This window comes from Allobosea sp. RIT-PG3_2, from assembly GCF_057321085.1.
Genome location: NZ_JBXWCA010000006.1, coordinates 1 through 22,172, shown reverse-complemented (window position 1 = coordinate 22,172; position 22,172 = coordinate 1). Strand labels below are relative to the sequence as shown.

At 68.0% G+C, this 22,172-nt stretch carries 20 protein-coding genes; 5 read left to right on the top strand and 15 right to left on the bottom strand.

The window, feature by feature from the left end:
- Window positions 1–194: 194 nt before the first annotated feature.
- On the bottom strand, window positions 195–692 hold the full coding sequence (locus AC2FAN_RS17620) for a MarR family winged helix-turn-helix transcriptional regulator (RefSeq protein WP_485175729.1): 498 nt from the start codon (window positions 690–692) through the stop codon (window positions 195–197).
- 116 nt (window positions 693–808) lie between these two features.
- Here AC2FAN_RS17620 and AC2FAN_RS17615 point away from each other — a divergent pair, with 116 nt between their 5' ends.
- Window positions 809–1,699 carry an EamA family transporter gene (locus tag AC2FAN_RS17615; protein ID WP_485175727.1) on the top strand — a complete coding sequence of 297 codons (891 nt, stop codon included), beginning with the start codon at window positions 809–811 and terminating at the stop codon, window positions 1,697–1,699.
- On the opposite strand, the gene murB is transcribed toward AC2FAN_RS17615, so the two are convergent.
- From murB to AC2FAN_RS17590, 5 genes are all read right to left on the bottom strand, one after another.
- Window positions 1,674–2,600 (bottom strand): UDP-N-acetylmuramate dehydrogenase, encoded by a 927-nt coding sequence (gene murB, locus AC2FAN_RS17610; RefSeq protein WP_485175725.1) that lies wholly within the window; start codon window positions 2,598–2,600, stop codon window positions 1,674–1,676. The genes AC2FAN_RS17615 and murB overlap by 26 nt on opposite strands.
- Window positions 2,601–2,765: 165 nt before the next feature.
- A complete protein-coding gene (murC, locus tag AC2FAN_RS17605; RefSeq protein ID WP_485175723.1) occupies window positions 2,766–4,169 on the bottom strand; it encodes a UDP-N-acetylmuramate--L-alanine ligase in 1,404 nt (467 codons plus the stop codon).
- Between the two features lie 15 nt (window positions 4,170–4,184).
- Complete coding sequence (gene murG, locus AC2FAN_RS17600) at window positions 4,185–5,288, bottom strand: undecaprenyldiphospho-muramoylpentapeptide beta-N-acetylglucosaminyltransferase (RefSeq protein ID WP_485175721.1); 1,104 nt, start codon at window positions 5,286–5,288, stop codon at window positions 4,185–4,187.
- Window positions 5,289–5,291: 3 nt separating this feature from the next.
- Window positions 5,292–6,425: an FtsW/RodA/SpoVE family cell cycle protein gene (locus tag AC2FAN_RS17595; protein ID WP_485175719.1), complete on the bottom strand. Its 1,134-nt coding sequence runs from the start codon at window positions 6,423–6,425 to the stop codon at window positions 5,292–5,294.
- 351 nt (window positions 6,426–6,776) lie between these two features.
- Window positions 6,777–7,400 (bottom strand): TetR/AcrR family transcriptional regulator, encoded by a 624-nt coding sequence (locus AC2FAN_RS17590; protein WP_485175717.1) that lies wholly within the window; start codon window positions 7,398–7,400, stop codon window positions 6,777–6,779.
- A gap of 201 nt (window positions 7,401–7,601) precedes the next feature.
- On the opposite strand from AC2FAN_RS17590, the gene AC2FAN_RS17585 reads away from it, so the two are divergent.
- Genes AC2FAN_RS17585 through AC2FAN_RS17575 form a run of 3 tightly spaced genes read left to right on the top strand, consistent with a single transcriptional unit; the run spans window position 7,602 to window position 10,873 of the window.
- On the top strand, window positions 7,602–8,060 hold the full coding sequence (locus tag AC2FAN_RS17585) for a (2Fe-2S)-binding protein (RefSeq protein ID WP_485175715.1): 459 nt from the start codon (window positions 7,602–7,604) through the stop codon (window positions 8,058–8,060).
- 3 nt (window positions 8,061–8,063) lie between these two features.
- Complete coding sequence (locus AC2FAN_RS17580) at window positions 8,064–10,244, top strand: xanthine dehydrogenase family protein molybdopterin-binding subunit (RefSeq protein ID WP_485175713.1); 2,181 nt, start codon at window positions 8,064–8,066, stop codon at window positions 10,242–10,244.
- Complete coding sequence (locus AC2FAN_RS17575; RefSeq protein WP_485175711.1) at window positions 10,244–10,873, top strand: Isoquinoline 1-oxidoreductase subunit; 630 nt, start codon at window positions 10,244–10,246, stop codon at window positions 10,871–10,873. Before AC2FAN_RS17580 ends, AC2FAN_RS17575 begins: the two co-directional genes overlap by 1 nt.
- A gap of 149 nt (window positions 10,874–11,022) precedes the next feature.
- Here AC2FAN_RS17575 and murD read toward each other — a convergent pair whose 3' ends face one another.
- The 9 genes from murD to AC2FAN_RS17530 all read right to left on the bottom strand — a co-directional run bounded on the left by murD (window position 11,023) and on the right by AC2FAN_RS17530 (window position 21,326).
- Window positions 11,023–12,471, bottom strand: a complete 1,449-nt coding sequence (gene murD, locus AC2FAN_RS17570) for a UDP-N-acetylmuramoyl-L-alanine--D-glutamate ligase (protein ID WP_485175709.1) — start codon at window positions 12,469–12,471, stop codon at window positions 11,023–11,025.
- A gap of 1 nt (window position 12,472) precedes the next feature.
- Window positions 12,473–13,555 carry a phospho-N-acetylmuramoyl-pentapeptide-transferase gene (gene mraY, locus AC2FAN_RS17565; protein WP_265054178.1) on the bottom strand — a complete coding sequence of 361 codons (1,083 nt, stop codon included), beginning with the start codon at window positions 13,553–13,555 and terminating at the stop codon, window positions 12,473–12,475.
- A 136-nt stretch (window positions 13,556–13,691) separates the two neighbouring features.
- A complete protein-coding gene (locus tag AC2FAN_RS17560) occupies window positions 13,692–15,116 on the bottom strand; it encodes a UDP-N-acetylmuramoylalanyl-D-glutamyl-2,6-diaminopimelate--D-alanyl-D-alanine ligase (protein ID WP_485175707.1) in 1,425 nt (474 codons plus the stop codon).
- Window positions 15,116–16,567 carry a UDP-N-acetylmuramoyl-L-alanyl-D-glutamate--2,6-diaminopimelate ligase gene (locus AC2FAN_RS17555; RefSeq protein ID WP_485175932.1) on the bottom strand — a complete coding sequence of 484 codons (1,452 nt, stop codon included), beginning with the start codon at window positions 16,565–16,567 and terminating at the stop codon, window positions 15,116–15,118. Before AC2FAN_RS17555 ends, AC2FAN_RS17560 begins: the two co-directional genes overlap by 1 nt.
- A gap of 182 nt (window positions 16,568–16,749) precedes the next feature.
- Window positions 16,750–18,528 carry a peptidoglycan D,D-transpeptidase FtsI family protein gene (locus tag AC2FAN_RS17550; RefSeq protein WP_485175705.1) on the bottom strand — a complete coding sequence of 593 codons (1,779 nt, stop codon included), beginning with the start codon at window positions 18,526–18,528 and terminating at the stop codon, window positions 16,750–16,752.
- Window positions 18,525–18,911 (bottom strand): cell division protein FtsL, encoded by a 387-nt coding sequence (ftsL, locus tag AC2FAN_RS17545; RefSeq protein ID WP_485175703.1) that lies wholly within the window; start codon window positions 18,909–18,911, stop codon window positions 18,525–18,527. Before ftsL ends, AC2FAN_RS17550 begins: the two co-directional genes overlap by 4 nt.
- A 2-nt stretch (window positions 18,912–18,913) precedes the next feature.
- Window positions 18,914–19,921, bottom strand: coding sequence for a 16S rRNA (cytosine(1402)-N(4))-methyltransferase RsmH (gene rsmH, locus AC2FAN_RS17540; RefSeq protein ID WP_485175931.1), 1,008 nt, complete (start codon window positions 19,919–19,921; stop codon window positions 18,914–18,916).
- A gap of 29 nt (window positions 19,922–19,950) precedes the next feature.
- On the bottom strand, window positions 19,951–20,424 hold the full coding sequence (locus tag AC2FAN_RS17535; protein WP_265054182.1) for a division/cell wall cluster transcriptional repressor MraZ: 474 nt from the start codon (window positions 20,422–20,424) through the stop codon (window positions 19,951–19,953).
- Window positions 20,425–20,861: 437 nt separating this feature from the next.
- Window positions 20,862–21,326, bottom strand: a complete 465-nt coding sequence (locus tag AC2FAN_RS17530) for a MarR family winged helix-turn-helix transcriptional regulator (protein ID WP_485175700.1) — start codon at window positions 21,324–21,326, stop codon at window positions 20,862–20,864.
- Between the two features lie 306 nt (window positions 21,327–21,632).
- On the opposite strand from AC2FAN_RS17530, the gene AC2FAN_RS17525 reads away from it, so the two are divergent.
- A complete protein-coding gene (locus AC2FAN_RS17525) occupies window positions 21,633–22,058 on the top strand; it encodes an organic hydroperoxide resistance protein (RefSeq protein ID WP_476804888.1) in 426 nt (141 codons plus the stop codon).
- Window positions 22,059–22,172 lie beyond the last annotated feature (114 nt).

Genomic DNA, 22,172 nt, shown 5'->3' with positions numbered 1-22,172 from the left:
CGGCCCGACGCTCCGGACCCTGAGAAGGCCGTTACGGCTAGGCCTGAAGGCCTATTCACGAAAATCCGGGTCATCCCGGCCGGAGCGAAGCGCAGAGCCGGGATCCATGCCTGAACCTTCGTCGGAAGCGCTCCGGCATGGATCCCGGGTCAAGCCCGGGATGACCGCGTGATTCCGTAGAGAATCAGCAGCCGCTAGCCGATCTTGGCGATAAGCCGTCGCAGTTGCGTCCGCTCCTCCGGCGAAAGGGCGCCGACCAGCCGCTCCTCCGTCGCGACATGCGAGACGACGATTCGGTCGGCGAGCGCGAAGCCCGCCTCCGTCAGCACGATGCGCAACGCTCTGCGATCGGCAGGATCGGCCTGCCGCTCGATCAGCCCGCGCTTCTGCAGGCGGTCCAGCCGATTCGTCATCGCCGAGGTCGAGATCATCATGTCCTGCGCGAGTTCGGACGGTGAGAGCGCCCGCCCCTTGCCCTGCCGCCGCAGGGTCAGCAGCACGTCGAAACCGGCGAGATCGAGCTCGTCGGCCACGAGATTGGCGGAAACGCCGTCGCGCACCCGGTCGGCCGCGCGCCAGAGATCGCCGCAGACCGCCATGACGCTGGTGTCGAGGTCGGGACGCTCCCGCCGCCACTGCGTCAGGATCGAATCCATTGCCCCGCCCTGACCACCGGGCCGCTCCTCGCTCATCCCCGCTCCTCGCCAAGTAATTTCATGTAAGATAATTTGATATCGAATTATCTTACATCAAATCAAACTAGCATCAGCGCTGTCGGAGCCAAGCTCCACGCGCATCGGAGGCCGCCATGCCGAGCCTGAACAGAACGCTGCTGACCACGATCCTCGTGCCCTGCCTCTGGGGTTCCACCTACATCGTCTTCACCCAGACGCTGCCGGTGGATCACCCGCTGCTGGTCGGAGCTCTCCGCGCCTTGCCGGCCGGCCTCCTTTTGATGGCGCTCGGGCCGGGACTGCCGCCGCGCGACAAGCTCCTGCCGCTAGCGGCACTCGGTCTCGCCAATATCGGGCTGTTCTTCGCGCTGCTCTTCGTCAGTGCCGCGCGCCTGCCGGGCGGGCTTGCCGCCACGGTCGGCTCGATCCAGCCGCTGATCGTCGGCCTGCTGGCCTGGCCGCTGCTCGGCCGGCGTCCCGGCCGGGGACAGATCGGCGCCGCGCTCGCTGGCCTCGTCGGCGTGGCCCTGCTGGTGCTCGATCCGCATGCCCGGCCCGATGCCATCGGCCTGATCGCCGGCCTCGCCAGCGCCGCCTCTATGGCAACCGGCACCGTGCTGATCGAGCGTTGGGGCAAGATGGGCTCGCCGCTGGCCCTGGCGGCTTGGCAGCTCACGCTGGGCGGGCTGATCCTGCTGCCCGTGGCGCTGCTGGTCGAAGGGCCGCCGCCGATGCCGACCGCCCTGAACGGCCTCGGCCTGGGCTATCTCGTCCTGATCGGCACCGCCCTCGCCTACTGGCTCTGGGTCCGGGGCATCACCACGCTCGGCGCCAGCGTCGCCTTTCTCGGGCTGCTCAGCCCAACGGTCGCGACCATCCTCGGCGCCGTCCTGCTCGGCCAATGGCTCGGCGGGCTCCAGCTCCTCGGCATCGCGATCATCCTGAGTTCGACGATCGCCGGCATGCTACTCTCGCGCCGGGCCGCCGCGATGGCCACGGCTACGCCGCAACCCCGAGCCGCTTGATCTCCCAGTGCAGCTCGAAGCCGGAGTTGTCCTTGACCCGGCGGCGCACTTCCTCGCCCAGCCCCTCGACATCGGCCGCCGTCGCGCCGCCGGTGTTGATCAGGAAGTTGCAGTGCATCTCCGAGACCTGCGCCCCGCCGACGCGCAGGCCACGGCAGCCGGCAGCATCGATCAGCTTCCAGGCCTTGCCGCCATCGGGATTCTTGAAGGTCGAGCCTCCCGTGCGCTCCTTGATCGGCTGGGCCGCCTCGCGCGCCTGCGTCACCCGGTCCATCTCGGCCTGGATCGCCGCCTTGTCGCCCCGCCGCCCCTGGAAGAGCGCCGAGGTGAAGATGATGTCGCGAGTCGCCTCAGCGCTGTTGCGATAGGTGAAGCCCATCTGCGCGTGGCTGAGCGTGACGATCTCGCCCTTGCGGGTGACGCCGCGCGCCTCGACCAGCACGTCGGTCGTCTCGCCACCATGGGCGCCGGCATTCATGCGCAGCGCCCCGCCGATCGAGCCGGGGATGCCGCGATAGAAGGCGAGCCCGTCGAGCGAGGCATCGACCGCCGCCCGCGCCACCTTGACGTCCGGCACTGCCGTGCCGGCCCGCAGCCGGTCGCCGGGCTCGATCGCGATCTCGGCGAAGCCCTTGCCGCCGAGCCGGACCACGACACCAGGGATGCCGCCATCGCGGACGATCAGGTTGGAACCGAGCCCGATCACGGTGACCGGGATGTCCTCCGGCAGCTTCGAAAGCAGATAGGCCAGATCCTCGTCATCGGCCGGCGTGAACAGGATCTGCGCGGCACCGCCGACGCGGAACCACGTCAGACCGGAAAGGTCCTGGTTCGCAAGGAGCCGCCCCCGCAGATCGGGAGCCGAGGCGCGGATGTCGGAGGTGAGGTCTGCAAAGGGCATGGCGTCGCTTTAGAGCATGATGATCCGGGACGGAACAGGTCGTCATGCTCGGGCTTGACCCGAGCATCTCTTGCCGAAGGAGTTTCCGTTGCCTTTTCCTGCCCGAGATTCTCGGGTCTACGCTTCGCTGCGCCCGAGAATGACGGCGGAGAGTGCGGTGCACATTCACCCCAGCGCCTTGAGCTCCCCCGGCAGCGCATAGGCCCATTGCGTGATGTTGCCGGCGCCGAGGCAGACGACGTAGTCGCCCGGCCCCGCCAGTTCCGCTACGATGCCGGCGAGCTTCTCGGGCCCTTCCAGCGGCAGCGTGTGGCGATGGCCGCGCGCCTTGATGCCCGCCACGAGCGAATCGCGGTCGGCGCCGGGGATCGGCGCCTCGCCGGCCGCATAGGTATCGGCCACGATCACGGTGTCGGCGTCGTTGAAGCAGGCGGCGAAATCGTCGAACAGGCTGGAGAGCCGGGTGTAGCGATGCGGCTGCACGATCGCGATGACCTTGCCCTTGGTCGAGGCGCGCGCGGCCTTGAGCACGGCGGCGATCTCCACGGGGTGATGGCCGTAGTCGTCGAAGATCAGCGCGCCGTTCCACTCGCCAGTCTTGGTGAAGCGGCGCTTGACGCCGCCGAAGCCGGCCAGCGCCTCGCGGATAACAGGCACGGGAATGCCGAGATCGTAGGCGACTGCGATAGCGGCCGTGGCGTTGAGCGCGTTGTGATGGCCGGGCATCGGCATGACGAGATCGCGGATCACCTCGTCGCGGCCCGATTTGCGGTCGCGGATAAGAAGCGTGAACTTTGCCTGCCCGCCCGCGAGATCGATGTCGATCAGGCGGAAATCGGCCTGCGGGTTCTCGCCATAGGTGACGACGCGGCGGTCCTCGATCTGGCCGACCAGACCCTGCACCGTCGGGTGGTCGATGCACATCACCGCGAAGCCGTAGAAGGGCAGGTTCTCGACGAAGGACCGGAACGCGGCCTTGATCGCGTCGAAGGTGCCGAAATGGTCGAGATGCTCCGGATCGATATTGGTGACGATCGCGACGTCGGCCGGCAGCTTCAGGAAGGTGCCGTCCGATTCGTCGGCCTCGACCACCATCCAGTCGCTCTCGCCCATGCGGGCGTTAGTGCCGTAGGCGTTGATGATGCCGCCGTTGATGACGGTCGGGTCGAGCCCGCCCTTCTCCAAGAGCGTCGCGACCAGCGAGGTCGTGGTCGTCTTGCCATGCGTGCCGGCGATGGCGACGCAGCTCTTCAGGCGCATCAGCTCGGCCAGCATCTCCGCCCGGCGCACCACGGGCAGGCGCAGCTCGCGCGCGGCGGCAAGCTCGGGATTGTCGCGCTTGATCGCGGTCGAGACCACGACGACCTCGGCCTCGCCGAGGTTTTCCGCCTTGTGGCCGACGAAGGTGGTGATGCCCTTTTCCGCAAGGCGCTTGACGTTGGCGCCGTCGGAGGCATCCGAGCCCTGCACCTTGTAGCCGAGATTGTGCAGCACCTCGGCGATGCCGGACATGCCGATGCCGCCGATGCCGACGAAATGGATGGAGCCGAGCTTCGGCGGCAGCTTCATGGTCCGTGAATCCTGTCAGTTCGAAGAATGGACCGTGGCGATCACGAGATCGGCCAGGCGGTCGGCAGCGTCGGGGATGCCGGCGCTCTTCGCGTTTGCGGCCATCGTCGTCAAGTGCGCCGGCTGCGCGATGAGCTGCGAGAGCTCGCTCGCCAGCCGCCGCGGCGTGAACTCCGGCTGGAGGATGCGGATCGCTCCCCCGGCCCCCTCCAGGAAGGCGGCATTGGCGGCCTGGTCCTGATCGAGCGAGCCCGGCAGCGGCACGAGAATGGCCGGCCTGCCGATCACGGTGAGCTCCGCCACGGTCGAGGCACCCGAGCGTGCGATGACCAGCTGCGCCGCCGCCATCTGCGCCGGCAGGTCCTTGAAGAAGGGCGCGATCGTCGCCTTCACGCCGAGCTTCTCGTAGATGCTGCGCACCCGTTCGTCGTCCTCTGCCCGGGCCTGCTGGACGATCGCCAGCCGCGCCCGCTCGGCGTCGGTCAGGAGCTGGATCGCCGGCGGCACGATGTCCGCCATGATGCGTGCGCCCTGGCTGCCGCCGAAGACCAGGAGCTGGATCCTGCCCTCGCCCGGCCAGTCATAGCCGCGTCCGGCAGCCTCGATCACGGCCGGGCGAACGGGGTTGCCGACATGCCGGCATTTCGCCTGCTGGGCCTCGGTGAGACCACCCACCTTGGCGAAGCCCGTCGCGATCACGTCGGCACGGCCGGCGAGGAAGCGGTTGGCGCGGCCGATCACGGCGTTCTGCTCATGGATGAGGGTGCGGACCCCGGCAAGCGAGGCGCCAAGCACCGGCGGCACGGTCGGATAACCGCCGAAGCCGACGACGACGGCGGGCTTGACCTGCCCGATGATCCGCCGCGCGGCGAAGGTGCCCTTGGCGATGCGGAACAGCGCCGCGGCCTTCTGGAAGGGCGAGCGGCCGGACGGTGTCGCCGCCGGCACGGCATGCACCGCTTCGGCCGGGAAGCTGCCGGCGAACTCGGCCGCGCGCGTATCGGTCATGAGCACGACGCGCATGCCCTTGGCATGGAGCGCGTGGCTCAGCGCCTCGGCCGGGAAGAGATGGCCGCCGGTCCCGCCGGCGGCCAGCATGACGAGCTTGCCCGCTGCCATCGTTCAACGTCCGTAGGAGCCGAAATCGACCGAGCGCGGCCTGCGCCGGGTCAGCGCCAGCAAAAAGCCGGTGCCGATCGCGAGCGAGAGCAGCGACGAGCCGCCATAGGAGATGAACGGTAGCGTCATGCCCTTGGCCGGCATCATGTGCAGGTTGACCATCATGTTGATCGCCGCCTGGATGCCGAAGAGCAGCGCGAGCCCCGTTACGGCGAGGCGGATGAACGGGTCCTCCGCCTTCTGCGCCACGAAGAGCGACCGGATCACGATGGCCGCGAACAGCGCGACGAGCAGCATGCAGACGAGGATGCCGAACTCCTCGGCCGTGACGGCGAAGATGAAGTCGGTATGCGCGTCCGGCAGGATGCGCTTCACCGTGCCCTCGCCCGGTCCCTTCCCCAGCCAGCCGCCCTGCGCGAAGCTCTCCAGCGCGGTGTCGACCTGGAAGGTGTCGCCCGAGCCCTTGTCCATGAAGCGCTCGATGCGGGCGCGGACGTGCGGCACCAGCTCATAGGCGACGAGGATGCCGGTGGCGCCGATGCCGCCGAGCCCGATCACCCAGAACCAATGCAGGCCGGCGACGAAGAACAGCCCGCACCAGACGAGGCTGACCAGCATGGTCTGGCCGAAATCGGGCTGCAGCACGAGCGGCACGATCGTGATCGGCAGGAGCAGCAGCGCCATGATCGTGCCCGGCAGGTCCGGCCGGCGCGTGCCTTCGGCGAAGGCCCAGGCGGCCAGTACGACAAAGGCCGGCTTCAGGAATTCGGAAGGCTGGACCGAGCCTAGCGGGCCGAGCGTCAGCCAGCGCTTGGCGCCCTTCACCTCGACGCCGAAATAGAGCGTCGCCACCACCATCGCGAGCGAGACCACGTAGATCAGCAGCGCCGCGCGCCTCACCTGGCGCGGCGTCATCAGCGAGACGCCGAGGAAGATCGCCAGCGCGACGGCGAGATAGGCGGCCTGCCGGTTGACGAAATGGAAGGTCGAGAGCCCGAGCCGCTCGGCCACCGGCGGCCCGCCGGCCATCAGCAGCACCACGCCCGAGACCATCAGCGCGACGAGCGCGGTCAGGATCAGGCGATCGATCGACCACCACCAGCGGCCACTGAGAGAAGGTTCCGCGCGCGAGACCATGACGGCATCCCATCGACAAATTCTGCGCGGCCGAAGCCACGCCTTGCGTGACGAATCACTCTGTCAATGAATGGTTAACCGATTGATTCCGATGCCGTGGTTTGCCGGACTTGCACACGGCGAACGACCGGCTTGCCGGACGGCACTCCGAAGCCCGCTGTTTTAGGACGGAACCACACCGTCATTCCGGGGCGGGCCGAAGGCCTGAGCCCGGAACCCAGAACCGATATCGCTCGTCGCGAAGGCTCAGGTTGGCCAGCTCTTTCGTCGCATGCGTCGGTTCTGGCTTCCGGGCTCTTCGCTTCGCGAAGCCCCGGAATGACCGCGTGGTTGCATGCAGAGCCGGCAAGCCTATCCCGTCGTCACCGCGGCCGCGAAAACTCGCGCGATCCCGGCTAGCCGCTCGGCATAGACCTGGGCACCCGGCGGCTCGCCCGTCTTGGCCCCGGCAGCAGCGAACATCAGCCCGGAGATCCAGTCCTCGATGGTGATGGAGCCACGGTTCAGGGCGATCTCGCCCTGGGCTTCCGCTTCCCGAAGCAGTTGGCGCGCGAAGCTGGCGAAGATCTGCTCGAACGCCTGCAACTCCCGCGTCGCGATGGCGTTCATCACTGCCTTCAGCTCGACGAGATGCTCGCCTGTGCCGAAGCTCGCATAGGCCTGCCCATGATGAGCCTGGAGCAGCGCGGCGAGGCGTTCCGGAAACGGCCCCCTCCTCTCGACCACCTCACGGCAACGTGCCTCGACGCGGCGCGCCAGCAAGTCCAGCATCGCCCGGAAGACGTCGTCCTTGCCTTTGAAGTGGAGGTAGAGAGTCGCCTTGGCGAGACCGGCCTCTTTGGCGATGTCGTCCATCGAGCTGCGCTTGTAGCCATAGCGGGCGAACAGCCGCAGCGCCGCATCGGCGATCTGGTCGACGCGGGCATTCGCCTCGTCGACAGGGAGAGGGCTGGAACTTTCGCTTTCGTCCGGCATTTGCAGCGTCGGTAGTCTTGACAAAATCCAAACTGCGCGCGACCATCCTAGTTAGACTCAAAACGTCTAACCAGTCCAGTCGCGCGACCCAGGGCTACGGATCCATCGCCCGCCATCTGATATGTCAGATCGGGCCATCGAGGGCGAGCCCTCGATCCGCACCAGGTGCCGCGCTGCGTCTTGCCAGCATCGGAGGCAGCCATGGTCTCTCTCAAGGTCAACGGGACGACGCATAGCGTCGACATCGACGACGAAACGCCCCTGCTTTGGGCGATCCGCGACAATCTCGGCCTCACCGGCACCAAATTCGGCTGCGGCGTCGCCCAATGCGGCGCCTGCACCGTCTTCATCGACGGGCAGCCGCTGCGCTCCTGCGTGACGCCGGTCTCGGCGGTCGGCACCAGCGAGATCACGACCATCGAAGGTCTCGCCGGCAAGGAAGCCGACGCCGTGCAAGCCGCCTGGACCGCCCGCGACGTGCCGCAATGCGGCTACTGCCAGTCCGGCCAGGTGATGAGCGCCATCGCCCTGCTCAAGGAGAACAAGAAGCCGAGCGACCGCGACATCGACCTCGCGATGAACGGCAACATCTGCCGCTGCGCCACTTACGTCCGCATCCGCGCCGCGATCCATGACGCCGCCCGCGCGCTGGAGATCTGAGCCATGACCGCGCATGATCCCAAGTTCTCCCGCCGCGCGCTGCTGAAGGGCGCCGGCGCCCTCGTCATTGGCCTGCACCTGCCGCGTGGCGCCAAGGCCCAATCCGGAGCCGGCGCGGCCTACCGGCCGGGCGGCAACGCCACCTTCGCGCCCAATGCCTTCATCCGCGTCGCGCCCGACTCCACCGTGACGGTGCTCGTCAAGCACATCGAGTTCGGCCAGGGGCCGTTCACCGGTCTCGCTACTCTCGCCGCCGAGGAGATGGACGCGGCCTGGAGCCAGATGCGGGCCGAGCATTCCCCGGCCGACGTCAAGCTCTACGCCAATCTCCTCTTCGGCGTGCAGGGCACCGGCGGCTCGACCGCAATCGCCAACAGCTGGGAGCAGATGCGCAAGGCGGGCGCCGCGGCGCGTTCCATGCTCGTTCAGGCGGCAGCCGATGCCTGGAAGGTCCCGGCTGGCGAGATCACCGTCTCCGACGGCGTCATCGCCCATGCCTCCGGCAAGAAGGGCTCTTTCGGCGAGTTCGCGGAAGCCGCCGCGAAGCTCCCCGTGCCGGAGAACCCGCCGCTGAAGCCCGCTGCGGCCTACAAGCTGATCGGCAAGGAAGGCGCGGTAAAGCGCCTCGACAGCGCCGACAAGGCGCGGGGCAAAGCGCAGTTCACCATCGACATCCACGTGCCCGGCATGCTGACGGTGGTCGTCGCCCGCTCGCCGCGCTTCGGCGGCAAGGTCGCGAGCTTCGACGCCTCGGAGGCGCTCAAGATCAAAGGCGTGGTCGACGTCAAGCAGATCGGCTCGGGCGTCGCGGTCTATGCCAACGGCATGTGGCCGGCGCTGAAGGGCCGCGAGGTCCTCAAGGTCACCTGGGACGACAGCGCGGCCGAGAAGCGCGGCAGCGCCGAGCTGATCGCTGAATACCGCAAGCTCGCCCGGCAACCCGGCACCGTCGCCGGCAGCCACGGCGATGCCGAGGCCGCGCTCGCCAAGGCCGACCGCGTCATCGAGGCCGAGTTCGTCTTCCCCTATCTGGCGCATGCGCCCATGGAGCCGCTCGACGGCTATCTGGAATGGGACGGCGAGCGGGCGCTCGCCCGATTCGGTAGCCAGTTCCAGACCACCGAACACCAGACCATCGCGACCATCCTCGGCCTTCCGCCCGAGAAGGTGAGCCTAGAGACCATGCTGGCTGGCGGCAGCTTCGGCCGGCGCGCGCAGGTCAGCCAGCATCTCGCCGCCGAGCTCGCCATGGTGGCCAAGGCGATCGGCCCGAACCGCCCGGTCAAAATCGTCTGGACCCGCGAGGACGATCTCACAGGCGGCTACTACCGGCCGCTCTTCGTGCATCGCCTGAGAGGGGCGGTGAAGGACGGCAAGGTCATGGCCTGGTCGAACACGCTGGTCGGCCAGTCCTTCTTCCTGGGCACGCCCTTCGAGGCGATGACCGTCAAGAACGGCATCGACGCGACCTCCGTCGAGGGCGCCAACGAAATCTTCTACGAGGTGCCGGACTTCCACTGCGAGGTGCACAATCCCAAGGTCGGCGTGCCCACGCTGTGGTGGCGCTCGGTCGGCCACACCCATACCGGCTATGCCGTCGAATGCTTCATCGACGAGTTGCTGCAGGCCGCGGGGCAGGACGCGCTGCAGGGCCGGCTCGCCCTGATGGGCGACAGGCATCCCCGCGCGGCCGGCGTCCTGAAGGCGGTCGGCGAACTGGCGAACTGGAAGGGCGCCGGCCCGTTCGATGGCCGCGCGCGCGGCATCGCCGTGGTCGAGAGCTTCGATTCCTTCGTCGCCCAGGTCGCCGAGGTCTCGATCGGCCCTGAGGGCGAGCCGAAGGTGCACAAGGTCTGGTGCGCAGTGGATTGCGGCGTCGCCGTCAACCCCGACATCATCCGCGCCCAGATGGAAGGCGGCATTGGCTTCGGCCTCGGCCATGCGCTCTATGGCGAGATCACGCTCGATCAGGGCCGGCCGGTGCAGACCAACTTCCACGAATACCGCTCCCTGCGCATCCACGAGATGCCGGAGGTCGAGGTCAGGATCATCGCCTCCACCGAGAAACCGAGCGGGGTCGGCGAGCCCGGCGTGCCGCCGATCGGCCCCGCCGTCGCCAATGCGCTCGCCGCGCTCGGCCATGGCCGGCCGCGCCAGCTGCCGATGCAGGGAGGAACCGTCTGATGAGCAGGAATCTCATCCTCGCTGCCGCCGCCGCGCTTGCGGTCTGCGTCACCGGCAGCGCGCTGACGCTGGCGCAGAACGCCGGGCAGGCTCAACCCGGCGGCGCGACCTTGAGGCCGGCATCGAGCTTCTCGTCCATCGCCAATCAGCGCGATCGCTCGGTCGCGGTCTTCAACGAGATGGGCAAGGTGCTCACGCATCCGCGCTGCATGAACTGCCATCCGGCGACGGAGCGGCCGCGCCAGGGCGATCTGCGCAAGCTGCACGAACCCCTCGTCGTGCGCGGCAAGGACGGGCGCGGCGCGGCCGGCCTGCATTGCGCGACCTGCCACGGCAAGGAGAACTTCGATCCCGCCCGCATCCCCGGCAACGAGCATTGGGCGCTGGCGCCGGCCTCCATGGCCTGGGAGGGCAAGAGCCTCGCCCAGATCTGCGAGCAATTGAAGGACCAGAACCGCAACGGCAGCCGCGATCTCGCCGCGCTGGTCAAGCACGTCACCACCGACAGCCTCGTGCTCTGGGGCTGGAAGCCCGGCAAGGGCCGCGAACCGGCTCCGGGCACCCCGGCCGAGTTCGGCGCGCTGATGCAGGCCTGGGCCGACAGCGGCTCCGCCTGCCCGGCGTCCTGACGCCGATCAGCCCAGCCGGATTTGAACGTCCGTGCCGTCGTCCCGGACGCAGCGAAGCGGAGATCCGGGATCCATGCCTGAACAGTTCCGGCATGGATCCCGGGTCAAGCCCGGGATGAGCACGCTTTTCCGGCTCACATCAGCAGGCTCTACGGAGCGGTAGATTTTCCGGGTGCCCCGAAGGGCTCGAAACCCGGCAGCGCTGCGACAAGCTTGCGGAACGTGTCGCCGCGCACCTCGAAATTCGGGAACTGGTCGAAGGAGGCGCAGGCCGGCGAGAGCAGCACCGCGATCTCGCCCTCGCCCGGCTTGGCGAGCGCATCGCGCGTCGCGTCAGCCACCGCCTGGTCGAGAGTGACGCTGCGCTCATAGGTGACACGCCCATCCTCGTCGAAGGTCGCGGCGAAGAGATCGCTCGCGGCCCCGATCAGATAGGCCCTGGCGATATTCGGGAAATAGCGGCGCAGGGACTCGATGCCGCCATCCTTGGCCTTGCCGCCGAGGATCCAGAAGATGTCGCGGAAGGAGGTCAGCGCCTTTTCCGTGGAATCCGCATTGGTCGCCTTGGAGTCGTTGATGAAGACGACGCGGCCGATCCGGCCGAGCTCCTCCATGCGATGCGCGAGACCCGGATAGCTCTTGAAGCCGGCCTCGATCTCCTCGGCGCTCAAGCCTACTGCCGAGCAGGCGGCGAAGGCCGCCGCCGCGTTCTGTGCGTTGTGCGAACCGCGCAAGGAACCGATGCCGGCGAGATTGGCGACGACCTTGGGCTTGCCGTCCTTGACCTCGACGATGCGGGTATCGAGCCGGCCGTGATTGGCGGTGACGCCGGCGAAGACGCCTTCGTCGAGCGGCTGCTCGCCGCTGATCTTGACGAGCGGGCGGCCCCCCGCGGCGCGGCGGCGCGCCATCTGCTTGGAGGCCTCATCGTCGACGCCGACGACGGCGATATCGGCCGCGGCGACCAGCCGCTCCTTGATCGCCGCATAATTCTCCAGCGAACCGTGCCGGTCGAGATGATCCGGCGTCAGGTTCATCTGGATGCCGACCGTGGGCTTAAGCGATGGCGCGAGGTCGATCTGGTAGCTCGAGCACTCGATGACGTGGACGCGCCCGGCCGCGGGCGGCTCCAGCGCCAGCACCGCAGTGCCGATATTGCCGCCCATCTGCACGTCGCGCCCGGCCTGCTTCAGCACATGCGCGCTCAGCGCCGTCGTCGTCGACTTGCCGTTGGTGCCGGTGATGCAGACGACCGGAGAGCCTGGCGCGATCCTGGCCCGCTCCAGAAAGAACAATTCGACATCGCCGATGATCGCGACGCCCGCAGCCTTCGCCTTCGCCACGGTCCAGTGCGGCTCCGGATGCGTCAGCGGCACGCCGGGCGAGAGCACGAAGGCGGCAAAGCCCGACCAATCGTCGCTGGCGAGATCGACGACGGCGATGCCCTCGGCCGCCGCCTTGTCGCGGCTCGTCTCGTTGTCGTCCCAGGCCGCGACATCCGCGCCGCCGGCCCTGAGCGCGCGTGCCGTGGCGAGCCCCGAGCCGCCGAGGCCGAACAGGGCGACCTTGCGCCCGGCGAAGACCGTGACGGGGGTCATGTCAGCGCAGCTTGAGCGTGGAGAGGCCGACCAGCGCCAGCACGACGGAGATGATCCAGAAGCGGATCACGACCTGCGGCTCGGTCCAGCCCAGCTTCTCGAAATGGTGGTGGATCGGCGCCATCAGGAAGACGCGCTTGCCCGTGCGTTTGAACACGGCGACCTGGATGATGACCGAGAGGGCCTCGACGACGAACAGACCGCCGACGATCGCCAGCACGATCTCGTGCTTGGTCGCGACCGCGATGGTGCCGAGCAGGCCGCCGAGGCCGAGCGAGCCGGTATCGCCCATGAAGATCTGCGCCGGCGGCGCGTTGAACCAGAGGAAGCCGAGGCCGGCGCCGATCACTGCGCCGCAGATCACCGCAAGCTCGCCCGAGCCCGGCACATGGTTGATCTGCAGGTAGTTGGCGAAGATCGCGTTACCGACGAGATAGGAAATGAAGCCGAAGGTGCCGGCCGCGATCATCACCGGCACGATGGCGAGCCCGTCGAGCCCGTCGGTCAGGTTCACCGAATTGCCGGCGCCGACCACGACGAAGGCCGTCACCAGCGGGAACAGGATGCCGAGCGGGATGATCGCGTCCTTGAGGAACGGCATGGCGAAGCCCGACGAGATCGCCGGCGGCTGCGTCTGCATCACGAGGTAGCAGGCGATCAGCGCGACCACGACCTCGATCGCGATGCGCGCCTTGCCCGAGAAGCCCTTATGCGACTGCTTGGTCACCTTGAGATAGTCGTCATAGAAGCCGATGGCGCCGTAGCAGAACGTCACGCCGAGCACGATCCAGACATAGGGGTTGCGCAGATTGCCCCAGAGCAGCGTCGCGGCGAAGAGCCCGCCCAGGATCATCAGCCCGCCCATGGTCGGCGTGCCGCGCTTGGCGAGATGCGATTCGGGGCCGTCGGTGCGGATCGGCTGCCCCTTGCCCTGCTTGATCCTGAGCCAGGAGATCGCCGCCGGGCCGAAGAAGAAGACGAAGAGCAGCGCCGTCGCCGTAGCCCCACCAGCCCGGAAGGTGATGTAGCGGAAGACGTTCAGGATCGGGAAGGTGCCGGAGAAGTCGGCGAGCCAGACGAGCATGCTGATTGATTCTCTTAAATCACGATGATTTTGGATCGATTCGATCCCAAATCATAAAACGTGATCGATTCCAAAAGATGAGAGTGGGATTGGTGCGAAAAACCGGCTTCCACTTTTTCGCATCCCGCTCTCAGGGTCAGTCTTCGGCAGGCATGGCGGGGAAGCGCGCGAGGATCGCCTTGACGATCGGCCCCATGCGCGAGCCGAGCGAACCCTTGACCGTGACGACATCGCCGGCGCGGATCGCATCGAGCACGAGCGGTTCCAGTTCGCTCGCCCCGGGGGCATAAGCCCCCCGCATGGCGGAAGGCAAGCTCTCATAGAGCCCTTTCATCAGCGGGCCACAGGCGAAGACCTTGTCGATCGTGTTGGCCACGAGGGGCTCGGCGAGATCGCGATGGAGGTCGCCGCCGCTCGGTCCGAGCTCCAGCATGTCGCCGAGCACGGCGATGCGCCGGCCGCGCCCTTCCACCGGCAAGCGACCGAGATTCTCGATCGCGGCGCGCATCGAGGCGGGGTTGCCGTTGTAGCTCTCGTCGAGCAGCGTGATCGCGCCGCCCCGCGCCTGCAGGATCTGCCGCGCCCCGCGCCCGGCCGGCGGCCTGAGGTCGCCGAGCGCGAGCGCGGCCAGCGCGAGATCGGCACCGAGCGCATGGACGACGGCGAGCACGCCGAGCGAGTTCAGCACGATATGCTTGCCCGGGCTGCCGAGGCGATAGGTGACGGGCTCGCCGAAGACGCGGGCCTCGACCACGGACAGGTCCGGCTTGAGCGCGCAGGAGATCAGCCGGACATCGGCATCCGGGCTTTCGCCGAAGGTGATGATCCGCCCGGCCGGCCCGGACTTGGCGATATCGCGCAGCAGCTCCGATTGCGGGATGTCGGCGTTGACGATGGCCGTGCCGCCTTTTTCAAGTTCCCAGAAGACGCCGGCCTTCTCCTCGGCGATCCCCTCCAGCGAAGCGAAGGCGGCGAGATGCACCGGCTGGATCGTGGTGATGATCGCGACCTGCGGGCGCACCATCCGCGCCAGCGGCACGATCTCGCCGGGGCTGTTCATCCCGATCTCGTAGACGCCATAGGCGATATCGGCAGGCGTCCGGCAGAGCGTGAGAGGCACGCCCCAATGGTTGTTGTAGGAGGCGACCGGCGCATGGGTCTTGCCCTGCCGCGAGAGCACGAGGCGCAGCGCCTCCTTGGTGCCGGTCTTGCCGACCGAGCCAGTGACGGCGACGATGCCGGCCTTGAGTTCGGCCCGGCGCGCGGTGCCGGCCTGCTCCATCGCCTTCAGCACGTCGGGCACGATGGCGAGCGCGCCGGCCCCGGCGAACTCTGCCGCGTGCTCCTCGTCGATGACGGCCAGCGCCGCGCCCTTGTCGAGCGCGCCCTTGACGAAGTCATGCCCGTCGCGGGCCTCGCCCTTGATGGCGAAGAAGACGTCGCCCGGCTCGAGCGTCCTGGTGTCGATCGACGCGCCGGTCACGACAGGCGGCACAGCACCTTCGGGTCGCGCGCCCAGCGCCGCGATCAGCTTGTCTCCGGTCCAGAGCGGGGCGCTCATCACTTGATCTCCGATAGCGCTTTCCGGACCACGTCGTGATCGGAGAAGGGTAGCGTGCGGTCGCCTATGATCTGGCCGCTTTCATGGCCTTTTCCGGCCACGACCAGCAAATCCCCAGGCTTGAGCATCTTCACGGCGGCGCGGATCGCCTCCTCGCGGTCGCCGATCTCGGAAAGCTCTGGCGAGGCGGCCATGATCTCGGCCCGGATGGTCGCCGGGTCCTCGCTACGCGGATTGTCGTCGGTGACGATAGCGATATCGGCCTTCTCGGCCGCGATCGCGCCCATCAGCGGCCGCTTGCCCTTGTCGCGGTCGCCGCCGCAGCCGAAGACGCAGATCAGCCGCCCGGTCGCATAGGGGCGCAGCGTCGTGAGCACGGCCGCGAGCGCATCGGGCTTGTGGGCATAATCGACGACGACAAGCCCGCCATTCGCCTCGCCGACGCGTTCGAGCCGTCCGGCGACGCCGGTGAGCCCGGCCATCGCCTGCAGCGCCGCCGCCTTGTCCGCGCCCGTCGCGATGGCGAGCCCGGCGGCGACCAGCGCATTGCCGGCCATGAAATCGCCGACCAGCGGCAGGGCGACGGAGAGTTTCTGCCCGTCGAAGCCGACCGTCAGGCGCTGCGAGAAGCCCTCGCGCTCGTTGGCGAGCAGTGTCAGCGTCTCACCCTTGCGGCCGATGCCGAGCACCGGATGCCCCGCTGCCTCGGCGGCCTGCGCCGCCTCTCCCGCATAGGGCTCGTCGCGGTTGATCACGACCGGCGCGCCGGCCGGCAGCAGCGTCCAGAGCCGGAGCTTGGCGGCGAGGTAGTCCTCGACGCTCGGGTGATAGTCGAGATGGTCGCGGCCGAGATTGAGGAAGGCGCCCGCCTTCAGCCTGACGCCGTCGAGCCGGCGCTGGTCGAGGCCGTGCGAGGACGCCTCCATGGCGAGATGCGTGATGCCCTCGCCCGCCAGCTTGTCGAGCGAGGCGTGCAGCGAGAGCGGATCGGGCGTCGTCAGAGAGCCGTAATCGGCGCCCTTGCGCGTCACCACGCCGATGGTGCCGACGCTCGCCGCCTCATGGCCGAGCGCCTGGAAGATCTGCCGCGTGAAGTCCGCGACCGAGGATTTGCCGCTGGTGCCGGTCACCGCCACGATCGTTTCCGGCTGGCGCGGATGGACCTTCGCGGCGGCCAGCGCCAGCGCGAGCCGGGGGTCGTCGACCTGCGCGAAGGCGACGCCGGCCGGCAGGTCCGCCGGGCGCGGTCCGCCCGAAACGATCGCGACGGCGCCATGCCCCACCGCATCCATGATGAAGCGCGCGCCATCCGCCTTTGCGCCGGCGAGCGCGACGAAGACGTCGTCTCCCGTCACCTTGCGGCTGTCGAAGGCGACGCCGTGCACCTGCTGGCTGGCAGCCTCGGCCTCGAAGGTCTCGGGGAAGAGGTCTCCGAGGCTGTATCCGGTCATCGAACTCATGCGACCTCCGTCATTCCGGGGCTTCGCGCAAGCGAAGAGCCCGGAACCCAGAACCGATACCCTGGTATGTCGAAGCGCACCGGCTGATCCTGATCGTCCTGTGTTTCTTGGTTCCGGGCTCAGGCCTGCGGCCTGCCCCGGAATGACGGCGCGGCAGCGGCGCCGTCAAGATGTCACCGCGAACCCCAGGCCCCCAGCTTCGCCATCAGCGGGAAGGGCGAGGGCGGCGGGTCGAAGCGCGGGTTGAGCCCGAGGATCGGTGCCGCGCGCTCGATCACCCTGCCGGTGGTCACGCCGGCATTCCAGGCCGCGGTCGAATAGCCGCCGCTCTCGGCATAACCCTTCGGCTCGTCATAGATCGCGAGGAAGAGGTATTTCGGCTTGTCGGAGGGCGCGATCGCCGTGAAGGTCGTGAAGTTCTTGTTCTTGGCGTAGCGGCCGTTGATGACCTTCTCGGCCGTGCCGGTCTTGCCGCCGACGAAGTAGCCGGGAACGTCGGCCTTGCGAGCCGAACCCTTCTCGCCGTTGAGCCGCATGATGAAGCGCATCGCCTCGGAGGTCTCCGGCTTGATCACCCGGGTCGCCACCTTGCGCGCATCCTCCTCGGAGCGCTTCAGGAAGGTCGGCTTCATCAGATAGCCGCCATTGACCAGCGCGGCGACGGCGGAGAGCGCCTGCAGCGGCGCCACCGCGAGACCGTGGCCGAAGGCGATGGTCGCGGTGTTGATCTCGCCCCAGCGCTGCGGAACGATCGGGGCTGCGCTTTCCGGCAGCTCCGTCGTCATCCGGTCGAGCTGCATCATCTTCCGCAGGAACGCCTTGTGGCCCTCGACGCCGACGGCCAGCGCCATCTTGATCGAGCCCATGTTCGACGAGTGCAGGAAGACCTCGGGCACCGTCAGCGTGCGGCCGGTGCCGTGGTATTCCTTGATGACCTGGCGGCCGAACCGCATCATGCCGCCGGCGGTCGAATAGCTCGAATTGATGTTGGCCTTGCCGGAATCGAGCGCCATCGCGATGGTCAGCGCCTTGAAGGTCGAGCCCATCTCGTAGACGCCGACACTCATCCGGTTGATGCGGTCCTTCTCCAGCGCGTCGACCGGGTTGTTCGGGTCGAAATCCGGCAGCGAGGCGAGCGCGATCACCTCGCCCGTGGTCACGTCGATGATCGCGCCGGCCGCCGCGATGGCCTTGAAGCGCTCCATGCCCTTGAAGAGCTCGTCGCGCAGCAGATGCTGCACGCGCAGATCGATCGAGAGCTGGACCGGCTTGAGGTCCGAGGCTTCCGTCGCGAGCCCGGCGCCGTTGAGGTCCTGCAGCCCCTGCGAGTCGATGTATTTCTCCATGCCGGCGATGCCGACATTGTCGATATTGGCGAAGCCGAGCACATGGGCGGCGGCGGTGCCGTTGGGATAGACGCGCTTGTTCTCGGGCACGAAGCCGACGCCGGGGATGCCGAGCCGGTGCACCTCGGCCTGCTGGCGCGGCGTGATCTCGCGCTTGACCCAGACGAAGCCCTTCTTGGTGTTGAGCTTGTCGCGCAGATCCTTGGCGTCGAGGTCCGGCAACACGGCCGTCAGCAGCTCGGTCGCCTCGTCCTTGTCGAGGATCTTGCGCGGCTCGGCGAAGACCGAGACCGTGCGGATGTCCGTGGCCATCACCTCGCCGTTGCGGTCGACGATGTCGGGGCGTGCGGCGGAAATGGCGGTGGAGGTCGCGCGGCGCAGGCCGACCTGCTCGTTCGGCAGCGCCCCAAGCATGACGAGCCTGCCGGTGATCGCGATGAACAGGGCGGAAAAGCCGAGGATGACGAGGCCGACGCGGGGCTGGCTCTTCTCCCCGCTCATGCGGAAGACGTCGCGCAGCCAGGCAAGGCGCGCGCGCTTGGTGATGGTCTCGGCCGCCTCGCCCTGCTGCTCCATCGGCGCCCCGTTCGGTGTCGGCTCGGTCATGGCATCGGTCCCGGCGTCGTCGCGCTCGACTTGGCGTTCTTCGGCGTCTCGGTCGGCACGCCGAGCCCGAGATCCGCGAGCTTGCGGCCGATGGTGTCGACCTTCGGGCCGCGATTGGGGATGTCGGACGGCTTCACCACCTGCGTCACGACGAAAGGCTGCAGGTCGAGATGCCGCTCGGCCAGCGCCTGGACGCGGTCGGGGCGGTTGAGGAACTGCCACTCGGCCTTGAGCACCTGGATCGCGTCGCGCTCGCGCTGGGTCTTGCCCTTGAGCTTCTGGAGATGCTCGGCCGCCAGCGTCGTTTCGTATTTGATCGAGTAGGCATAGACCGCCGAGGAGACCAGCGCGCCGATGGCGATGACATGCAGGAGCTTGATCACGCTCAGGGTCTCCGGCGCGGCTGCGGGTCGGGAACGGTGGAGAGCGCGACGAGCCCGGCATCGGCCCGGCGCGCCGGCGCCTCGTTGCGCTCTGCGGCGCGCAGCTTGGCCGAGCGCGCCCGCGGATTGGCCCGCATCTCGGCTTCGGAAGGCGCGATGGCGCCCTTGCTGATCAGCCGGAAGGTCGGCTGTTCGGAGGCCACGGCCGGCGCATGGCGCGAGCCGGACGGCACGCGGCCCGAGCGCTCGGCGAAGAACTGCTTGACGATGCGGTCCTCCAGCGAATGGAAGGTCACGACGACCAGCCGCCCGCCGGGCTTCAGCACGGCTTCCGCCGCATGCAGCGCCCGCACCAGCTCGCCGAGTTCGTCATTGACTGCGATGCGCAGCGCCTGGAAGACGCGCGTCGCCGGATGGGCCCCGCCCGGCTCGCCCCGCACGATCCCGGCGACGAGGTCGGCGAGCTGCTTTGTCGTCGCCAGCGGCGCCTTGCGGCGCGCCTCGATCACGGCGCGGGCCACGGCGCGGGAGCGGCGCTCCTCGCCATAGTGATAGAAGATGTTGGCGAGCAGCCCTTCCTCGGCCTCGTTGACGATGTCGGCGGCGCTCTGCCCTGCCCCGCTCATGCGCATGTCGAGCGGCCCGTCGAAGCGGAACGAGAAGCCGCGCTCGGCCTGGTCGATCTGCATCGAGGAGACGCCGATATCGAGTACGACGCCGTCGAGCGGCGTCATTCCGAAGCGCTCGGCCTCCTCGGCCAGCTCGCCGAAGCAGGCCTGCGACAGCGTCAATCGCCCGGCCATCGCCGCGACGAGGTCCGCCCCGCCGGCGATCGCGCTCGGGTCGCGGTCGAGCCCGAGCAGGACCGCATCCGGCGCCGCGTCGAGGATCGCCTTCGTGTAGCCGCCAGCGCCGAAGGTGCCGTCGAGATAGCGCCCGCCGGGCCGCAGGGCGAGCGCCTCCAGCACCTCGGCCAGCAGCACGGGCACATGACGAACCGGTCCGCTAATGGCCGCACCGGAACGGTCGCCATGATCCGTCATGTGCCCGCGCCTCCGGCTGGAACCCCCAAGCCACCCAGGGTGCGCTTGACGTCGCGAAGCCGCGTCCGCGCCGCATCGAGATGTGCGCGGAACCGTTCCGGCTCCCAGATCTGGAATTTGTGCCCGTGCCCCACGAAGGTCACGGTATCGCCGATGCCGGCATGCGCCCTGAGCGCCTCGCTCAGCACCATCCGCCCCTCCGTATCGACCTTCAGCACCTCCGAGGTGCCGTTGAGCGCCGTCGAGAGCAGCTCCCACTCGTCGGAGAACGGCGAGAAGCGCGCGAGGATGTCGTCGATCGTCGCCCGCAGCGCGTTGCCGCCGGCATCCAGCGCCGGCAGATCGAGCGCCTGATGGACATAGAGCCCCTCGTACCCGTCCTTGGCCAGGACGGCCCGAAAGCTCGAAGGAATGGAAACGCGCCCCTTGGCGTCGAGGCGATTGGTGAAGTTCGAGACGAAGCGGTCCATCAACGCCGCCTCCCGGCCTGCTCTTCACGACGCCGCGGCGCACCGAGGCGGGCGGCGAAAAATCCCTCCGTCGAAGCGGGCAAAGCACGCCTGCAAGCCAAAATCCGCGCGGCACACGGAGCCTGACCCTTGGATTGCCTGCCGGCTTCGACGGGATGATTTGGGATAGCATGGGCCATTATGGGCGTCAATGGAATCACAGGCACGGAACCGCACCTGCAAGGACTCTCCGCCATCACAGCTCGTTAAGGTTAAGTATCCGTAAACCATGTGGAATCCGCCTTGTGCCGCTGCGGGCGAGGCCGCAGCAGACGACAAATGGACGGAGAAAAAATATCAGGCGCCGCGGCGCGTCATGCCGGGGCTTGCCCCGAGCATCTCCGGCAATACGAGATGCCGGAGCTTCTGCGTTGCGGGAGTGCCGGGCCTCGGAACGCTCAGCCGTCCTTGGATGCCGTCAGCAGCGCATCGCGGACGAGATCGAGCTGGTCGCGCAGCCTTGCGGCGTCCTGAGCCGTCCGGCCCAGCGCCTGGCCGATCGCGTCCTGCACGCAGCGCCCCTGCACGCGCATCCCCTCGCCTTTTTCGGCGAGGCGGATACGGACCTGGCGCTCGTCGCGGGCGTCGCGCTCGCGCCGGATGATCCCGGCGCCTTCAAGGCGCTTCAGCAGCGGGGTCAACGTGCCGGAATCGAGCATCAGCTTCTCGCCGAGCTCCTTGACCGTCAGTCCGTCCTGCTCCCACAGCACCAGCATCACGAGATATTGCGGATAGGTCAGCCCGAGCTCGGCCAGGATCGGGCGATACGCCCGGTTGAAAGCGTGGCCGGCCTGATAGATCGCGAAGCAGAGCTGCTGCTCCAGCCGCGACATGCCGTCCCTGGCTTCATCCCGCTGTGCCATCGCGCCCTCTTGCACCGTCATTCCCACGCAACCTGAAAGCAGCCTCCTAATCAACCGCCCGCTTCATTTCCCGGAGCTGTCGATTCTGCACGGAATCACGCCGTCATCCCGGGCTTGACCCGGGACTCATGCCGGAGCGCGTCCGCTCAAGGTTCAGGCCTGGATCCCGGATCTGCGCTTCGCTGCGTCCGGGATGACCAGCGTTTACATGAAAGCGCAGCGAGTCACAAATTAATTGTTGACAATCTAATTGTGCACAATCTAAATAGCAGGCATTGGTTGACCCCACAGAGAAGGAGCCCTCCCATGAAAATCCTCTACACCGCTCATGGTTCCGCCACCGGCGGCCGCGAAGGCCAGGCCGCGACTGACACCGGCAACGTCAAGCTCGTCCTGAACACCCCGAAGGAACTTGGTGGCGGCGGCGGCGAAGGCACGAATCCCGAGCAGCTCTTCTCGATTGGCTATTCCGCCTGCTTTCTCGGCGCGCTGAAATTCGTCGCCGGCAAGGAGAAGGTGAAGATCCCCGACGAGGCGAAGGTCTCGGCCGATGTCGGCATCGGCCCGCGCGACGACGGCCAGGGCTTCGGCATCGCCGTGAAGCTGACAATCTCCGTGCCCGGCGTCGACAAGGCCGTGGTCGAGGACCTCGTCCAGAAGGCCCATGTGGTCTGCCCCTACTCGCACGCGACGAAGGGCAACATCGACGTCGACCTTCAGGTTGCGGCCTGAGTTCCGGCGACCCATCTTGTTTCCGCGGCCGGGTTCGCCCCGGCCGCGAGACGATCAAGCCCCGCGCGATTGGCGCGGGCGTCGTTTCCGGAAGCCTCGCCCTCTAGCCTCTGG

What these genes read in the sequence shown, in the direction of transcription:
- AC2FAN_RS17620 (WP_485175729.1), bottom strand. Translation starts at nt 692, where the DNA reads ATGAGCGAGGAGCGGCCCGGTGGTCAGGGCGGGGCAATGGATTCGATC.
- AC2FAN_RS17615 (WP_485175727.1), top strand. Translation starts at nt 809, where the DNA reads ATGCCGAGCCTGAACAGAACGCTGCTGACCACGATCCTCGTGCCCTGC.
- murB (WP_485175725.1), bottom strand. Translation starts at nt 2,600, where the DNA reads ATGCCCTTTGCAGACCTCACCTCCGACATCCGCGCCTCGGCTCCCGAT.
- murC (WP_485175723.1), bottom strand. Translation starts at nt 4,169, where the DNA reads ATGAAGCTGCCGCCGAAGCTCGGCTCCATCCATTTCGTCGGCATCGGC.
- murG (WP_485175721.1), bottom strand. Translation starts at nt 5,288, where the DNA reads ATGGCAGCGGGCAAGCTCGTCATGCTGGCCGCCGGCGGGACCGGCGGC.
- AC2FAN_RS17595 (WP_485175719.1), bottom strand. Translation starts at nt 6,425, where the DNA reads ATGGTCTCGCGCGCGGAACCTTCTCTCAGTGGCCGCTGGTGGTGGTCG.
- AC2FAN_RS17590 (WP_485175717.1), bottom strand. Translation starts at nt 7,400, where the DNA reads ATGCCGGACGAAAGCGAAAGTTCCAGCCCTCTCCCTGTCGACGAGGCG.
- AC2FAN_RS17585 (WP_485175715.1), top strand. Translation starts at nt 7,602, where the DNA reads ATGGTCTCTCTCAAGGTCAACGGGACGACGCATAGCGTCGACATCGAC.
- AC2FAN_RS17580 (WP_485175713.1), top strand. Translation starts at nt 8,064, where the DNA reads ATGACCGCGCATGATCCCAAGTTCTCCCGCCGCGCGCTGCTGAAGGGC.
- AC2FAN_RS17575 (WP_485175711.1), top strand. Translation starts at nt 10,244, where the DNA reads ATGAGCAGGAATCTCATCCTCGCTGCCGCCGCCGCGCTTGCGGTCTGC.
- murD (WP_485175709.1), bottom strand. Translation starts at nt 12,471, where the DNA reads ATGACCCCCGTCACGGTCTTCGCCGGGCGCAAGGTCGCCCTGTTCGGC.
- mraY (WP_265054178.1), bottom strand. Translation starts at nt 13,555, where the DNA reads ATGCTCGTCTGGCTCGCCGACTTCTCCGGCACCTTCCCGATCCTGAAC.
- AC2FAN_RS17560 (WP_485175707.1), bottom strand. Translation starts at nt 15,116, where the DNA reads ATGAGCGCCCCGCTCTGGACCGGAGACAAGCTGATCGCGGCGCTGGGC.
- AC2FAN_RS17555 (WP_485175932.1), bottom strand. Translation starts at nt 16,567, where the DNA reads ATGACCGGATACAGCCTCGGAGACCTCTTCCCCGAGACCTTCGAGGCC.
- AC2FAN_RS17550 (WP_485175705.1), bottom strand. Translation starts at nt 18,528, where the DNA reads ATGACCGAGCCGACACCGAACGGGGCGCCGATGGAGCAGCAGGGCGAG.
- AC2FAN_RS17535 (WP_265054182.1), bottom strand. Translation starts at nt 20,424, where the DNA reads ATGGACCGCTTCGTCTCGAACTTCACCAATCGCCTCGACGCCAAGGGG.
- AC2FAN_RS17530 (WP_485175700.1), bottom strand. Translation starts at nt 21,326, where the DNA reads ATGGCACAGCGGGATGAAGCCAGGGACGGCATGTCGCGGCTGGAGCAG.
- AC2FAN_RS17525 (WP_476804888.1), top strand. Translation starts at nt 21,633, where the DNA reads ATGAAAATCCTCTACACCGCTCATGGTTCCGCCACCGGCGGCCGCGAA.